The organism is Pseudoalteromonas sp. 19-MNA-CIBAN-0066 (assembly GCF_040308705.1).
GTDB classification, from domain to species: Bacteria; Pseudomonadota; Gammaproteobacteria; order Enterobacterales; family Alteromonadaceae; genus Pseudoalteromonas; species Pseudoalteromonas nigrifaciens.
In genome coordinates this window covers 59,093-72,797 of sequence record NZ_JBEONZ010000004.1, presented here as the reverse complement: position 1 = coordinate 72,797, position 13,705 = coordinate 59,093, and the positions used below count along the sequence as shown (strand labels likewise).

The following is a 13,705-nucleotide window of genomic DNA, read 5'->3' as shown; positions in this document are numbered from 1 at the left end:
AGTTATTCGTCTATTGGGAAAATTTCAACATGGGCTTGTTCGCGCATTTCTTGCTGCCAGTTAAAGCTTTCTTCTTTAAATTTACGATTAAATAGCATGCCATGGGCGCGGTTGCGTTTAGCTTGCTCGGTTTTATCAGCTACACGGGTATCGAGTAACTGCACAATATGCCAACCGAATTGGCTTCTAAATGGTTCGCTAATTTCATTTTGCTTAAGTGATAATAAAGTATCTCTAAAGGCAGGAACATAGCTAGTTGGATCAGCCCAATCGTACTCACCACCTTTAAGGGCTGAGCCTGGATCTTCTGAGTATTCTTTAGCAAGTTTTGCAAAGTCGGCTTTATCAGCGCGTAAGTCTTTTACAAAACCGGCAAGCATACTACGTGCTTTTTCTTCACTTAAAATAATAGATGGTTTTATTAAAATATGACGTGAGCGAGTTTCAGTTGTTTCTACAACTTGACGACCACGAACATCTTGGACTTTTATAATATGAAAACCAGCACCAGAGCGCAGCGGACCAATAATAGCGCCTTGCTTTTTACCTTTTACGGCTTCAGCAAATAACGACGGCATTTCGTTAATGCCCATCCAACCTAGTTGTCCACCTTCAAGTGCTTGAGAGCCGCTTGATGATGAAATAGCAATGCGTTTAAATTCTTGCTCGTCATTAAGTAATTCAATTACTTTGTCTGCGCGCGTTTTAGCTGACGCAATTTCATCGGCGCTAGCATCACTAGGAATATCAATTAAAATATGGCCAATGTCATACTCTTCTGCGTTTTGACCTTGGCTTTCCATAATTTTTAGTAAGTTATCTACTTCTTGCTCGCTTACATAAACACGGCGATCAACATTGGCGCGCATAACTTGTTGCGTAGTGATCTCTTTACGAATTTCTTCACGGTATGCTTGAAAGCTTTCTCCCGAGCCCTCAATAGTACGACGTAAATCTGCAATGCTACCGCCTTGCTCTTTAGCCATACTTGCAAGTGTTTGATCTAGTTGGCTGTCTGAAATCTCTAACCCCATACGCTCAGCCATTTGCATCATGAGTGTTTGGTTAACTAATCGCTCTACGGCCTGGACACGTAATGTTTCGTCTTTAGGAAGCTCCTGACTCTGTTCTTCAGCTTGCTTTTTAACACGGTTAACTATGGTGTCCACTTCACTTTTTAAAATAACTCCTTGGTTGACTATGCCAATAACTTTGTCGATTTCAACCGGAGCTGCAAATGCGCTTTGGCATAAGCTAATACTTAAAACTGCTGATGTTAATAATTTTTTTAAATTCATATTCTTTTTACTACTCTTGCTAATAGTACTGTTGTGATCCTAGGGAATACTCAATTTTTAGCGTTAATTAATACTACTTTAACTTTAAAAATAGTGTCCTAGTCATTAAGAAAATACGGTCTACGATAACCAAAAATACCTTGTTGTAATAATTTTTTAGCATCATAACGGCTTTTACTACCTAACCCTTTTAAAACAAAATTCAAACGAATGCTTGAATCAAAAGTCGCCTGTTGTTGCCCTATAGACTGATTTAAGTCGGTAACAATTTGGCGATGGCCAGTAATTTGAAATGCCCAACAGCACGATTCATACTGTAGTCCGCTTAACACTTCGATACTGCGGTTATTTTCAAGGTCGCGGTGATAGCTTGCAATAAACTGCCATTCGTCGCTCACTGGAATGCTTGTAAATAAGCCTGTTTGTTCAATTGCATTACCTGAGACATCATCTGAATACCGATGGTTCAATTGAACTAGCTCATTATCGTCGCCTTTATAGTCGAGCGTTACGTTAGACTGAATAATTTGTTTACCGTCAGTATCATACTGAATACCCGCAGATAAATACCAGCGACGATGCCAATGTACCATGGTTTGTGCTGCAAACAAGGCATTGTAGTTGGTGTCTGAGTTTAATCCTTGCTCTGTAGGTTTGGCTGAATCGCTTAAATAAAATATTTGTCCGGCGCTAAAATTAAATACTTCTTGGTGTTTTTTGTCAAATAACCGAGTCGTTGCACCTAAGGTAAATTGGTTAGCAGCAGCTATTCTATCAACACCTGAAAAGCGTGTGTCTCTAAATAAACCAAAAAAATCATCTTGTAGTTTGGCAGTATCAAATAAGCCAATATCAGATTGATCTTCATTAGGGGTATATAAATATTGTAGCTGTGGCTCTAAAGTTTGAATACCGTCATCAATAAAGTAGGAGGTTTCGCGCTCAAAATTAAGTTGTGTATACAAACGTACTTTTGGCAGTGTACGCGATACGCTTTCGCTGTATTGAGTACCTTCTAAATCACCATGCTGTTTGTAGTTTGTTTGTAATATGCTTACTTCTGATAAAAACGACCATGCATGTTCTTTATAATCAAAGCGAGCTTTTGGCTCAATATGTATTCGAGTAGCTTGATCAATAATAGCTGAGCTATTAGTAAAGTGGCTCACTTCTCCCGATACACTAAAATCAAAGTTGTCGTATTGCCAAGGTGCGGTTTGGGTAAAACTAATTTGTGGCAAAGCGGTATAAGACTCTAAGTGATCTCCCAGTACTTCAAAGTTTTGTACTGTAATATCGGTACGCCAAGTGTCGCCCATATGAGTAAGCGAGCCTGTTCTGTACAATTGAGTATCGGTTTTACTGGCATAATTAGAGTCTAAATCAGTTAAGTAGTTGTCGTCACTCACGTTTGTTATATCAACATTAGCGCGCCAGTTTTCACCTAAATAGCTTTTTTGTTGCCAATGAAACATATAACGATCGCCAAGATCGGGGTCTGAATCATCTTTATTTAAATATTCAATACCCACTAAGCCTTCATGCTCTTGGGTTAAATATCTAAATTCAGTTTGCAGTTGTAAACCTTTACGCGACATATAACGCGGGGTAATGGTGGCATCTAAATTGGGAGCGATATTCCAGTAGTAAGGCGTAATAGTTTCTAAACCATAGCGATCTGAGCTTGAAAAACTAGGCGTAAGTAACCCAGATTTACGGCGCTCATCAAGCGGAAAGGTAAAATAAGGTAAATATAAAACCGGCGTATCTAGGATGCGTAAAACCGCATTATAGGTTTCGCCCCAGCCTTCTTCGCGAGAAAGGTTAATTTCGTCGGCTTCAATGGCCCACACAGGTACTTCGCCAGGGCAAGCAGTAAAGCTTGCATTCATTAGCATTAAGCCAGACTCATCAACGGTGAGTTTTTCAGCGCCACCTTTGCCTAGCTGTTGTGTTAGGCTATATTGTGCACCAAGTAAGCTGATTGCTGAATTATTTAAATCGGCGTTGAGGCCAGTGCTGTTAACTTCGCTTATTTTGTCGCGATAAGTAATTGGCCCAGTAGCATTGAGTAAACCGCGTTGTTTATCGATTAGTGCAGTTTGTGCGGACAAACTCATATTAACGGTGTTAATATCAACATTACCAGTAAATTCAGCGCTTTGTGTGCCTAAAAGCTCTACGTCGTTAGCGCGAATATCAACCATACCTAGCTTTAAGCCAGGAAGCGGTTGCCAAGCTCTGGTTTGCATTGAAGTGCCACAAAACTTGTGTGTCAGTTCAGTTTCGGCAAGCGATGGTGCGCTCAGTACGCTTAGCATCAATATGCCCCAGGTTTTGCTCATTTATCGACCTTTATACGCTGTGATTAATTTCAAGTAGACATAATAAAGGAAAACAATGGCAAAGTAATTAGTGAAAAATAGATAGCTTATAAAATGACACGTTTTGAACGCTTACAACTCTTTATAAATACTCACTTTAGTGAGCAACAATGCACGTTAGCGGCAATTACTGCCGATGCGAGTTTTCGTCGTTATTATCGCTTAAATTGTGCTAATAACAGCTTTATAGTGATGGATTCCGATCCGCTTAAAGTAAATAATGCGCCGTATATCTCGCTTAATAGCGTATTTACGCAGCAAGGATTTTTATTGCCCGCTATTATTGCCAGTGACGAGCAGCAAGGTTTTTTTATTTTAAGTGACTTAGGCAGCACGCACCTAGCAGACATGCTTGATGATGAGCACCGCACCGAGTATTACCAGCAATTAATTAAGCTGAGCGTACAGTGGGCAAAAACACCTGCAGCCGCTGCTATGCAAGCTTATGATAAAAAGTTTATAGCTGTTGAGCTTGGCATATTCAGCCAGTGGTTAATGCATGACTTCATTGATTGTGAACTAACAGCAGAGCAACAAATGCTGTGGCAAACAAGCTGTGATCTGCTTAGTAATACCATGCTTGCTCAGCCTAGCGTTACCATGCACCGCGATTACCATAGTCGTAATATTATGCGCTGCAACCAGCAATGGGCGATCATAGATTATCAAGATGCTGTACGCGGGCCGTTGTGTTACGACTTGGTATCTTTGTTACGCGATTGCTATTTTAAACTGCCAGAGAGCGAATTAACTCATTTAGTTAAATACGGATACGATGAATTTAATCGCCAAGGTTTAATTGCTAATGTTACCTTTAATGAATTTAAATATTGGTTTGATTTAACCGGTTTACAGCGCCATTTAAAAGCGGCAGGTATTTTTTGTCGTTTGTATTTACGTGATGGTAAAAAAGGTTATTTGGCTAATATACTTCCTACACTTGCATACATTGTAGAGGTAGCTGCTAATTATTCAGAGCTACAGGCCCTTGGCTTATTTATACAAAATACCATTGCTCCTAAAGTGGTTGAGCGCTTGGCTAAGGAGCGCACATGAAGGCGATGATTTTAGCGGCCGGGCGCGGACAACGTATGATGCCACTAACGCAAAATATGCCTAAACCTATGTTGGCAGTAGCGGGTAAGCCATTAATTGAGCATCATATTGTTAATCTTAAAGCGGCGGGTATTACCGAAATAGTAATAAACCTTGCGTGGCAAGGTGATAAAATTAAAGATTATTTTGCCAATGGCAGCAAGTGGGGCGTAAATATACGTTATAGCCAAGAAGTGGCAGGTGGCCTTGAAACGGCCGGTGGCATTATTGCTGCGCTGCCCCTATTAGGCGATACCTTTATTGTTATAAATGGCGACATATATACCGATTACGATGTAAGCGCGTTAACTCAACTGCATTTACAAGCGGGTGAGGCGCACATAGTGCTGATAGAAAACCCACCGCATAATCCTAACGGTGATTTTGCACTCAGTCATTTGTCGAGTGATAGTCAAAAATATACATTTTCTGGAATTGGCCGATATCAAGCCGATTTTTTTAACGATTTTGAGCAAGGTGTTCGTCCGCTTGGGCCTATTTTAGCTAAAAAATTAACTGAACATTTAGTCTCTACCGAACTCTACATAGGCCAATGGGATGATGTAGGTACTCCTGAGCGATTATCAGCACTTAATCAACGACAAATTTAATAGAGGTAATAATTTAGATGTGGGGAAAAATACTCGGGTTTATTTTCGGTTTTATGTTTGGCAAAATATTTGGTGCTATTTTTGGCCTATATCTTGGCCATATGTTTGATAAAAGCTTAAAAAAAGATTTTGATAAAGCCGGTGGCTTTTCAAACTTATTTAAAGGTGACGACGTCAACGAGCGTCAAGCGCTGTTTTTTTCTAGCTGTTTTGCAGTTATGGGGCATATTGCTAAATCAAATGGGCGCATTAGCGAAGTACATATTAAAGCTGCAACGTTATTTATGGACGAAATGGGCCTACAAGGCGAAGAGCGCCGCGAAGCACAACATGCATTTCAGTCGGGTAAAGAAAATGATTTTTCATTAAAAGAAACAGTACAAGACTTTAAAGAACGTTTTGCTAAGCGTTATGATTTATTACAGCTATTTTTAGAAATTCAAATTCAAATGGCATTTTCAGATGGTGTACTCGCTGAGCAAGAAAAACTACTTTTACAAGAAGTGAGTAAACAGTTAGGCGTATCTAGAGCGCACTTTGCTTTTGTATTAAAGCGTTACCAAGCAGAGTTTAGCTTTAGGCAGCAGCAACAGCGTTATAAACAACAACAAGGGCAAAGTAGCAGTTACCGTGAAGGTTCAGGCCATCATGTACCACCTAATAATAATATAAACCGCGCACAAGCGTTGGCATTATTAGGGCTTAATGACTCGGCAACAGCGCGAGAAATAAAGCTCGCGTATCGAAAACTGATGGCGCAGCATCACCCTGATAAATTGGTATCGCAAGGTTTACCAAAACATATGATGGAATTAGCGGTCAAAAAAAGCCAAGATATTCAAGCTGCTTACGAGTATTTAAAAAAGTCGGCGTAAAAAGCCGTCTATTTCTTTACTTAGGCGTGCATGTTGATCGGGCTGATTGCGCAAACCAAATAACTGGCGTTGGCGATAATCAAATTTTGCGTTGCGGTTAACCCAGCGCTGACGATTTTTAAGGTTCATTAAAATCTCGTTGTTATCGTTAGCGTAGTAAATATCCAGTAATGGTGGGGCAATTAAAGACGAAGTTTGGCTTAAGTCTTGATTACGTTTACTGTTAGGTAAATAACTGCTTAAACTTATAAATGCATTAAGTCTTGAGTCGGGAAATTGCGCATAATGTTCAAGTAGCACGCCAGCACTGATCCCCTGGGCAATTACTACAATATTATTCGGCTCCGCCATTGCTGTATTATACAGTGCTTCATAGCGGGCGATTAAATTTACTTTATAGTTATCGAGTACCGCGTCACTCACTTTTTCAATGGCATTAACATGGTGTGGCTCAGCACTTTTGTTTACACCAGTATCCTCAATAGTAGCACTTTCAACAGCAGCACTTTCATTATCAGTGCTTTGATTAGCTGTATTTGCATTGTCAGAGCTTTGGGCAAGAATATTTTCAGCTGAGGTGCTTTCAGTTGCAGTGTTTTCGTTAGTTGCAGCAGTGGCTATTTCACTGGCCTGCCAGTTAATATCAGGTACTGTCATTGCGTAGGTAGTGTAGCCTAAATTATTCAGTTCTTTGCGTAAAAAGCTCATTCCGGCATTATTGGTCGCGCTTGATTGCCAATCAGGTATAAGCAGTACAGTGCCTCTAAAATCAGCACTCATATACTCGCTGTATAAGGTTAAAAATTCAGTATCGCCAGCTAATATAGGCTTTATTTCATCATTGGGAAGTAAGTGTTGAATATCATTATTTTCAATACTTGCATACGAGGGGGGGGCAATATGCTCTGCTGCAGTTACTTGCACAGTCAAAAGTAGCGCACAGCTTAGCAGTACGTTTAGTTTAATTACCTTTAAATACTGCGCCAATACCATAATCAACTCAAATAAAAAACATTATTTAGATATCGGCGCAGCAGCAAAAAAGTTTAGCGTAACAGGCTAAACTTTAATATTAAGTGTTAGCGCTAAAAATCAGGAGCAGCTTCAAATGTAAGTATTTGCTCAGTAGTGGGATGTTTTAAGCTGAGCATTTGTGCGTGTAATTGCAAGCGCGGCGCCGCAGCGAGTGCCTCTTTGTGCGCGTAAAGCCTATCACCTAAAATAGGATGGCCTAGGCTTAGCATATGTACACGCAACTGGTGCGAGCGCCCTGTAATAGGAGTTAGTTCTACACGGGTTGCATGTGGTTCACGTTCAAGTATTTTAAAGTGCGTAAGCGACGGCTTACCGTTTTCGTGATCAACCATTTGCTTGGGGCGATTAGGCCAATCGCAAATAAGCGGTAAATCAACCGAGCCGGTTTGCGCCTCAAGTTGCCCATATATCCGGGCAATATAGCGCTTGGCGGTTTCGCGCTCCTGAAACTGCATACTTACATGGCGGTGCGCAGCTTTATTCATTGCCAAGCAAAGTATGCCCGACGTTGCCATATCTAAACGATGCACTATTTTAGCGGTAGGAAAAACTCGGTTAACACGACTTATTAAGCAATCGGCATGTTTAGGGTCTTTACCTGGCACGGTTAACAACTCGCTAGGCTTATTAACGATGAGTAAATCCTCATCCTGATACAGAATAGTTAAATACGGATCTGTTGGGGGATTGTAGTTAATTAACACGGCCGACCTCAGTGATTTTCAAGGGCGCCATTTTAGTGGAGCGAGCACTAAGGCTCAAGGAAAAAGATTAAAGTTTAATTGCATGTTTTTCATACTGGTGTAAAATTACACCAGTATGATTTTTTGAGGTATATATTATGGCAAGGCAAAGCATTTCGCTCACTGAGAAAAATGATTTATGGCTGCGTAATCACATTGAAAATGTAGGTGATTACGCGAATAAAAGCGAATTAGTGAATGACTTAATTCGACGTGCAAGAAGGGCTGAAGCTATCAATAGTAAACTGCTTAAATCTGAAAAAAGTGGCTTTACTAATCAATCTGCTGATGAAATCCTGACTGAATTTAAACTAAATGTTAAGTAATGCGAAAGTTTAAACTCTCAAATGATGCTAAAGAAGACTTACGTCGTATTTATCAGTATGGCTGTAAGGAGTATTCACAGCAGCAAGCAGATACTTATTTTTATGCTTTTTTTACTCTGTTTGAAAAGCTAGCTGCAAATCCTTATCCCTACCAATCAGTTGCTCATATTCGTAAAGGTTATCGACGTGCCGTTTGTGGCTCAGATAGTATTTATTACAGAGTTTATGAAACTGATGTTGAAATAATGGCTGTTTTGGGTGGGCAAGATATAGAAGAGTGGTTGTGATTTACAAGTGATTTTAGAAAGAGTTGAATAGCACTTAACTAATCGTTTTATAGGGTTTTTATCAAGTTTTAAGGTGAGCTCAGTAATAAATTTTTTATTACAACAACGCATGCATTAAGTTGAAAATAAAAAGCCTGAGTTCGACACACTACCGAAATCAGGCTTTATTAGCTGCTTAGAAATGAATCCAACTTTATGGGGTCACTTCAAAATACCGCGCTTTCTTCATTCGCACATTAGCAATTTTTTACTAACGGCTGTCAGCTTATCGCCAAAGCGTTAGTGCGAAACCACAATCAAGCGTATCGCATCTAGTTTTAACTGGGTTTTTTCAATGTAGGTAGTCAAATCTGTGCGTTGCTTATCGTAGAAGGTAATTTCTTCTTGGCGAATATTAGGGTTAATTTGCTTAAGAGCAACTAATCGTTGCTGCTCTTCACTTAGTGATGTTTGCATTTTAGCCAGTGACGCAGCACGAATAACTTCAAGCTTTTCTTGTGCCATGTCTTTTGCGGTGCTGATCATTGGGTGAATAGCACTTTGCAATGCGCCAGCTAGTTTACTGGCTGTTTGGCGACCAACGGCAGAAAGCTGCTGATTAAAGCCGTCAAACGCGACGTTTTCACCTAAGTTATTACCTGCTTTATCGAGTAAAATACGAATTGGCGTAGGTGGTAAAAAGCGTCCTACTTGTAATACTTTTGGTGCCATAGCTTCGGCTACAAAAATAAGCTCAACAAAAAAGGTGCCTGGTGGTAGTTTTTTGTTTTTAAGTAAAGCAACCGATGCGCTACCAAAATCGTCGTCACAAATCATATCTAGGGTGCCTTGCACCATAGGATGATCCCAACTAATAAAGTGCACGTCTTCTTGCGAAAGCGCGGTATCGCGGTCAAATGTAACTGTCATGCCACCTTCTCTTAATGCCGGAAACGAGGCGTTTAACATATGCTCGGTTGGCTTTAAGATAATGGTATTTTCGCCTTTATCTTCTTGGCTTACGCCAAAGGTGTCAAATACGTTAATCATGTAACTAGGCAGTTCAAACTGATTGTCTAGTTTTTCAATATCAGCTACCAAAGAGTCGGCTGCGCCTTGGCCCGATGAATGCAGCTCAAGTAAACGGTCGCGTCCGCTTTCCATTTGCTTGCGCAGTACCGCATTTTTTTGTGCTACTTGCTCAAGTAATGGATCTAACTCGTCTTCGTCGCAGTTATGCGCTGCAATGTAATCAAGTAGGTCATCACGGAATTCTTTATACAACATTTGTCCCGTCGACGAGGTAGATTCGAATGCGTCTAGGCCTTCGTTGTACCAACGTAGTAATACTTCTTGGGCGGTGTTTTCAAAATATGGCACGTGAATGTTCACATCTTGAGTTTGTCCAATGCGGTCTAGTCGGCCAATACGTTGCTCTAGTAAATCTGGGTTTAGTGGTAAATCAAATAACACTAAATGATGTGAAAACTGAAAGTTACGCCCTTCAGAGCCAATTTCAGAACACAGCAGTATTTGCGCGTTGTCGTACTCGTCTGCAAAAAATGCAGCGGCGCGGTCACGCTCAATAATCGACATACCTTCGTGAAACACTGAGGCTTTAATTGCTTCGCGTTCACGTAGTATTTGCTCAAGGCTGATAGCTGTTTCGGCTTTAGCACATATTAGCAGTACTTTTTCACGCTTAAGGGTTTTAAGAGTGTCGATTAGCCAACCTACGCGAGGATCAAATGCTCCCCAGCTGGCGCTTTCGCCTTCAAACTCTTGAAATATTTTTTCTGGGAATAGTGCGCGCTGTGCACTAAGTTCGGGGTTTTGAATGCCGCTCATATTGCCCAGTACTGTCATTGCTGTTTTATATTGCTTTGGCAATGGCATAGGGTAAGCGTGTAATATACGGCTAGGGTAGCCGTCAATGCCGCTGCGGCTATTTCTAAATAAGATGCGGCCGGTGCCGTGGCGATCCAGTAACATGTTAAGTATTTCTTTACGCGCGGGTAAATCACCTTGCTGTGCTTTTGCCAGAATATCGGTAATGTCGGTTTCTTTTAATAGCTCAATTAAAGTCGCTTTAGCGCTCTCGTCTAGGCCTTGCTCTTGGAGTAATTGATTAGCAGCTTCGGCAACGTCTTTGTAATTTGCTTCTTCTTCTTTAAATACGTCGTAGTCGTAAAACCTGTCTGGATCGAGTAGCTGTAGGCGAGCAAAGTGGCTGCTATGACCAAGTTGATCTGGCGTGGCGGTAAGTAAAATAAGGCCCGGAATATCTTGGCTAAGCTCGGCCATACGTTGATACTCTGAGCTTGGCTTGCCATTATTAATACTTAAATGATGCGCTTCATCTATTACTAGTAAATCCCAGTCAGCTAAAGTTGCTTGTTCGAACCAACGTTTTTTCTTGGTTAAAAACTCTAGGCTGGAAAGTACCAGTTGTTCGGTATCAAATACATTTGGCGAGTCGGCAAACGCTTCGTCGCAACGATCTTCATCAAAAATAGAGAAACGTAAATTAAAGCGGCGCAGCATTTCTACTAACCATTGGTGCTGCAGATTTTCGGGTACTACAATAAGCACACGGCTGGCACGGCCACTAATAATTTGCTGATGTAAAATCATTCCCGCTTCAATTGTTTTACCAAGGCCTACTTCATCTGATAAAAGTACGCGTGGTGCAAAACGTTTACCTACTTCTTGGGCTATATAAAGCTGATGCGGAATAAGATTAGCACGCTGACCAATTAAGCCTTTTATAGGCGACTGTTCACGTTCAAATTTATGTAACCATGTTTGGTAGCGTAGCGTGTAACGATCAAAACGATCTACTTGGCCGGCAAATAAACGATCTTGAGGTTTGTTAAACTTAATAAAATGATCTAGAAAGGTTTCTTTTAGTTTGGCTGCTTCACCATTATCAACACGAGTACCGTGATAACAAAGTAGCTCGCCTTGCACTTCAATAGACTCAACTTCTAATTCCCACTCTTCAACGCTTTTGATCACATCGCCAGGATTAAATGACACACGGGTTACGGGTGCTTCTGCCCAAGAATAAACGCGGCTTTCGCCACTAGCAGGAAATAATATGCTGACCTGACGGCCCTCAATGGCAACAACTGTGCCTAATCCTAAATCTGACTCTGTATCACTGATCCAACGCTGACCTAAGGAAAAATTCATATATGTCTCGTCTATGAAGAAAAAGGCGGCTATGTTACCTGTTAGACAACACCACTGCAAGGCGCTATTAGCCTCACTTTTAATTAATTCGGTAAGTGTGAATTATTCCTAACAAAACGGCTAACATCTGGATCTTTTTTGGGTAAATAAGTACACAGTAAGATAATAAATAGCTCTGCAGCTATTACTTTGAGCGTTAGCAGCATTAAAAATATTTCCTTAGCAAAACCTACTTAATTAACTTTTAAAATGCACTATTTTAGTCAGTCAATTACTTTAGTTTTAAGGTTTAATTAAAACAAAATCGAGTTTGTAATAAAACGGACTTTTATGACAAATAGACTAAACTAAAATTATACCTAAGTAACTAATGAGCCATCACTACTCAAAAGCACTTAGTTAGTTTGGTATAGCATACTCATCATAAAAAGTAAGGAAAGTGCTATGGAAAATGCTTCGAACCTTAAAAGTAAAATGTATGTGCTAGATACCAATGTATTGCTTCACGAACCCCTCGCGTATTTATCGTTTCAAGAGCACCATGTAGTTATTCCGATGACAGTGTTAGAGGAGCTTGATCATATAAAAGATAGAAAACACGATGTAAGCCGTGATGCTCGCGTGGCTATTCGTGGTTTAGATGAAATATTAAAAAATGCCACACCAGAGCAAATGCTCCAAGGCGTAGCCCTTCCTAGCAATAAAAAAGCGAAAACAGCATCAAACGGCACTTTAATTATTGTAAACGATCATTTATTTGCCGACTCTATTTCTGGCCTGCCAGGCAATGAAAACGATCATCGCATTATTAACTGTGCAGTGCATTTACAAAAGCAGCACACAAATAGCAAAGTAATATTAGTCACTAAAGATATAAACATGCGCTTAAAAGCCAAAGGTGCAGGGCTTAATTATGTTGAGGATTACCGCACCGATCAGCTTATAGACGACATTAGCTTACTAACCAGCGGCTACAAAAAAATAGCCGGAGACTTTTGGCAGCATGTTGGCCAATGTAATACTGAGCAATATGGCCGTGAGACCTTGCATCATGTGGCTAAAAACTTAATCCCTGATGTATTTTATAATGAGTATTTAATTGATGAGGGGGATCAGTTTGCAGCGCGAGTTAAATCGTACGATGAGGAGCATATAACCTTAAAAGATATAGGTTATGAGCGATTAATGAACCAAGGTGCATGGGGTATTAAACCAAAAAATATTTACCAAGGTATGGCACTCGATGCTTTATTAGATACCAGCATAGAACTGGTTATTTTAACCGGCCCTGCAGGGTGTGGTAAAACTTTATTGGCGCTTGCTAGTGCACTAGAAATGGTGATCGAAAAAGGCATTTACGACAAAGTAATAGTAACGCGTAATACGCCAGAAATAGCCGAGTCAATTGGCTTTTTACCCGGCACTGAGGAAGAAAAAATGGCGCCATGGCTAGCGGCCATTACCGACACCCTAGAGGTATTACATAAGGGCGACGAAAATCCAATTTCAAGCCGTAATTATATTATGGAAAAAGCCAATATTCAGTTTAAGTCGGTAAATTTTATGCGTGGTCGCAGTATTCAAAATGCAGTAGTTATTTTAGATGAAAGCCAAAACTTAACGGCGGCACAATTAAAAACCATTATTACCCGTTGCGGCGAAGGTACTAAGCTAATTTGTACCGGTAACTTGGCACAAATAGACAGTAACTACTTAACACCGGTTACTTCGGGCTTAACTTATATTGTGGAGCGCTTTAAAAACTTTGAAGGTAGCGCAACAATAAACCTCAATGGTGTGGTACGTAGTCGCCTAGCTTCATTCGCTGAAGAAAACTTATAACTTGCGCTTAACATTATGGCTCGCTAGTCTATTAG

The 13,705-nt window shown here is 40.4% G+C and carries 11 protein-coding genes; 6 read left to right on the top strand and 5 right to left on the bottom strand.

Going from position 1 to position 13,705, the window contains the following annotated elements; translation table 11 throughout:
* Positions 1–2 precede the first annotated feature (2 nt).
* Both surA and lptD read right to left on the bottom strand, forming a co-directional pair.
* Positions 3–1,298, bottom strand: a complete 1,296-nt coding sequence (surA, locus tag AAEZ18_RS04035; protein ID WP_011329281.1) for a peptidylprolyl isomerase SurA — start codon at positions 1,296–1,298, stop codon at positions 3–5.
* A gap of 98 nt (positions 1,299–1,396) precedes the next feature.
* Positions 1,397–3,643, bottom strand: a complete 2,247-nt coding sequence (lptD, locus tag AAEZ18_RS04030; protein WP_041454580.1) for an LPS assembly protein LptD — start codon at positions 3,641–3,643, stop codon at positions 1,397–1,399.
* 93 nt (positions 3,644–3,736) lie between these two features.
* Between lptD and AAEZ18_RS04025 the strand changes: the two genes are divergently transcribed.
* The 3 genes from AAEZ18_RS04025 to djlA are packed head-to-tail and all read left to right on the top strand — an operon-like array spanning position 3,737 to position 6,263.
* On the top strand, positions 3,737–4,738 hold the full coding sequence (locus tag AAEZ18_RS04025; RefSeq protein WP_089368768.1) for an aminoglycoside phosphotransferase family protein: 1,002 nt from the start codon (positions 3,737–3,739) through the stop codon (positions 4,736–4,738).
* The gene (gene murU, locus AAEZ18_RS04020) at positions 4,735–5,388 is read left to right on the top strand and encodes an N-acetylmuramate alpha-1-phosphate uridylyltransferase MurU (RefSeq protein WP_058374205.1); all 654 of its coding nucleotides are present in this window, start codon (positions 4,735–4,737) and stop codon (positions 5,386–5,388) included. The genes AAEZ18_RS04025 and murU overlap by 4 nt, the downstream gene beginning before the upstream one ends.
* 17 nt (positions 5,389–5,405) lie before the next feature.
* Positions 5,406–6,263 carry a co-chaperone DjlA gene (gene djlA / locus AAEZ18_RS04015; protein ID WP_350549957.1) on the top strand — a complete coding sequence of 286 codons (858 nt, stop codon included), beginning with the start codon at positions 5,406–5,408 and terminating at the stop codon, positions 6,261–6,263.
* Here djlA and AAEZ18_RS04010 read toward each other — a convergent pair.
* Both AAEZ18_RS04010 and rluA read right to left on the bottom strand, forming a co-directional pair.
* Positions 6,246–7,256 (bottom strand): DUF3530 family protein, encoded by a 1,011-nt coding sequence (locus tag AAEZ18_RS04010; RefSeq protein ID WP_089368766.1) that lies wholly within the window; start codon positions 7,254–7,256, stop codon positions 6,246–6,248. The genes djlA and AAEZ18_RS04010 overlap by 18 nt on opposite strands.
* A 92-nt stretch (positions 7,257–7,348) precedes the next feature.
* A complete protein-coding gene (gene rluA, locus AAEZ18_RS04005) occupies positions 7,349–8,002 on the bottom strand; it encodes a bifunctional tRNA pseudouridine(32) synthase/23S rRNA pseudouridine(746) synthase RluA (protein ID WP_089368765.1) in 654 nt (217 codons plus the stop codon).
* Between the two features lie 137 nt (positions 8,003–8,139).
* On the opposite strand from rluA, the gene AAEZ18_RS04000 reads away from it, so the two are divergent.
* Together AAEZ18_RS04000 and AAEZ18_RS03995 are read left to right on the top strand one after the other, a co-directional pair.
* The gene (locus AAEZ18_RS04000) at positions 8,140–8,367 is read left to right on the top strand and encodes a ribbon-helix-helix domain-containing protein (protein WP_011329274.1); all 228 of its coding nucleotides are present in this window, start codon (positions 8,140–8,142) and stop codon (positions 8,365–8,367) included.
* A complete protein-coding gene (locus AAEZ18_RS03995) occupies positions 8,367–8,654 on the top strand; it encodes a type II toxin-antitoxin system RelE/ParE family toxin (RefSeq protein WP_011329273.1) in 288 nt (95 codons plus the stop codon). Before AAEZ18_RS04000 ends, AAEZ18_RS03995 begins: the two co-directional genes overlap by 1 nt.
* Positions 8,655–8,933: 279 nt before the next feature.
* Here AAEZ18_RS03995 and rapA read toward each other — a convergent pair whose 3' ends face one another.
* Positions 8,934–11,828: an RNA polymerase-associated protein RapA gene (gene rapA / locus AAEZ18_RS03985; protein WP_350594149.1), complete on the bottom strand. Its 2,895-nt coding sequence runs from the start codon at positions 11,826–11,828 to the stop codon at positions 8,934–8,936.
* A gap of 444 nt (positions 11,829–12,272) precedes the next feature.
* On the opposite strand from rapA, the gene AAEZ18_RS03980 reads away from it, so the two are divergent.
* The gene (locus AAEZ18_RS03980) at positions 12,273–13,670 is read left to right on the top strand and encodes a PhoH family protein (RefSeq protein ID WP_086997728.1); all 1,398 of its coding nucleotides are present in this window, start codon (positions 12,273–12,275) and stop codon (positions 13,668–13,670) included.
* The last annotated feature ends 35 nt before the right edge of the window (positions 13,671–13,705 follow it).

Bases quoted from the DNA above. Each gene is read 5' to 3' on its own strand.
- surA (WP_011329281.1), bottom strand. From the start codon at position 1,298: ATGAATTTAAAAAAATTATTAACATCAGCAGTTTTAAGTATTAGCTTA.
- lptD (WP_041454580.1), bottom strand. From the start codon at position 3,643: ATGAGCAAAACCTGGGGCATATTGATGCTAAGCGTACTGAGCGCACCA.
- AAEZ18_RS04025 (WP_089368768.1), top strand. From the start codon at position 3,737: ATGACACGTTTTGAACGCTTACAACTCTTTATAAATACTCACTTTAGT.
- murU (WP_058374205.1), top strand. From the start codon at position 4,735: ATGAAGGCGATGATTTTAGCGGCCGGGCGCGGACAACGTATGATGCCA.
- djlA (WP_350549957.1), top strand. From the start codon at position 5,406: ATGTGGGGAAAAATACTCGGGTTTATTTTCGGTTTTATGTTTGGCAAA.
- AAEZ18_RS04010 (WP_089368766.1), bottom strand. From the start codon at position 7,256: ATGGTATTGGCGCAGTATTTAAAGGTAATTAAACTAAACGTACTGCTA.
- AAEZ18_RS04000 (WP_011329274.1), top strand. From the start codon at position 8,140: ATGGCAAGGCAAAGCATTTCGCTCACTGAGAAAAATGATTTATGGCTG.
- AAEZ18_RS03995 (WP_011329273.1), top strand. From the start codon at position 8,367: ATGCGAAAGTTTAAACTCTCAAATGATGCTAAAGAAGACTTACGTCGT.
- rapA (WP_350594149.1), bottom strand. From the start codon at position 11,828: ATGAATTTTTCCTTAGGTCAGCGTTGGATCAGTGATACAGAGTCAGAT.
- AAEZ18_RS03980 (WP_086997728.1), top strand. From the start codon at position 12,273: ATGGAAAATGCTTCGAACCTTAAAAGTAAAATGTATGTGCTAGATACC.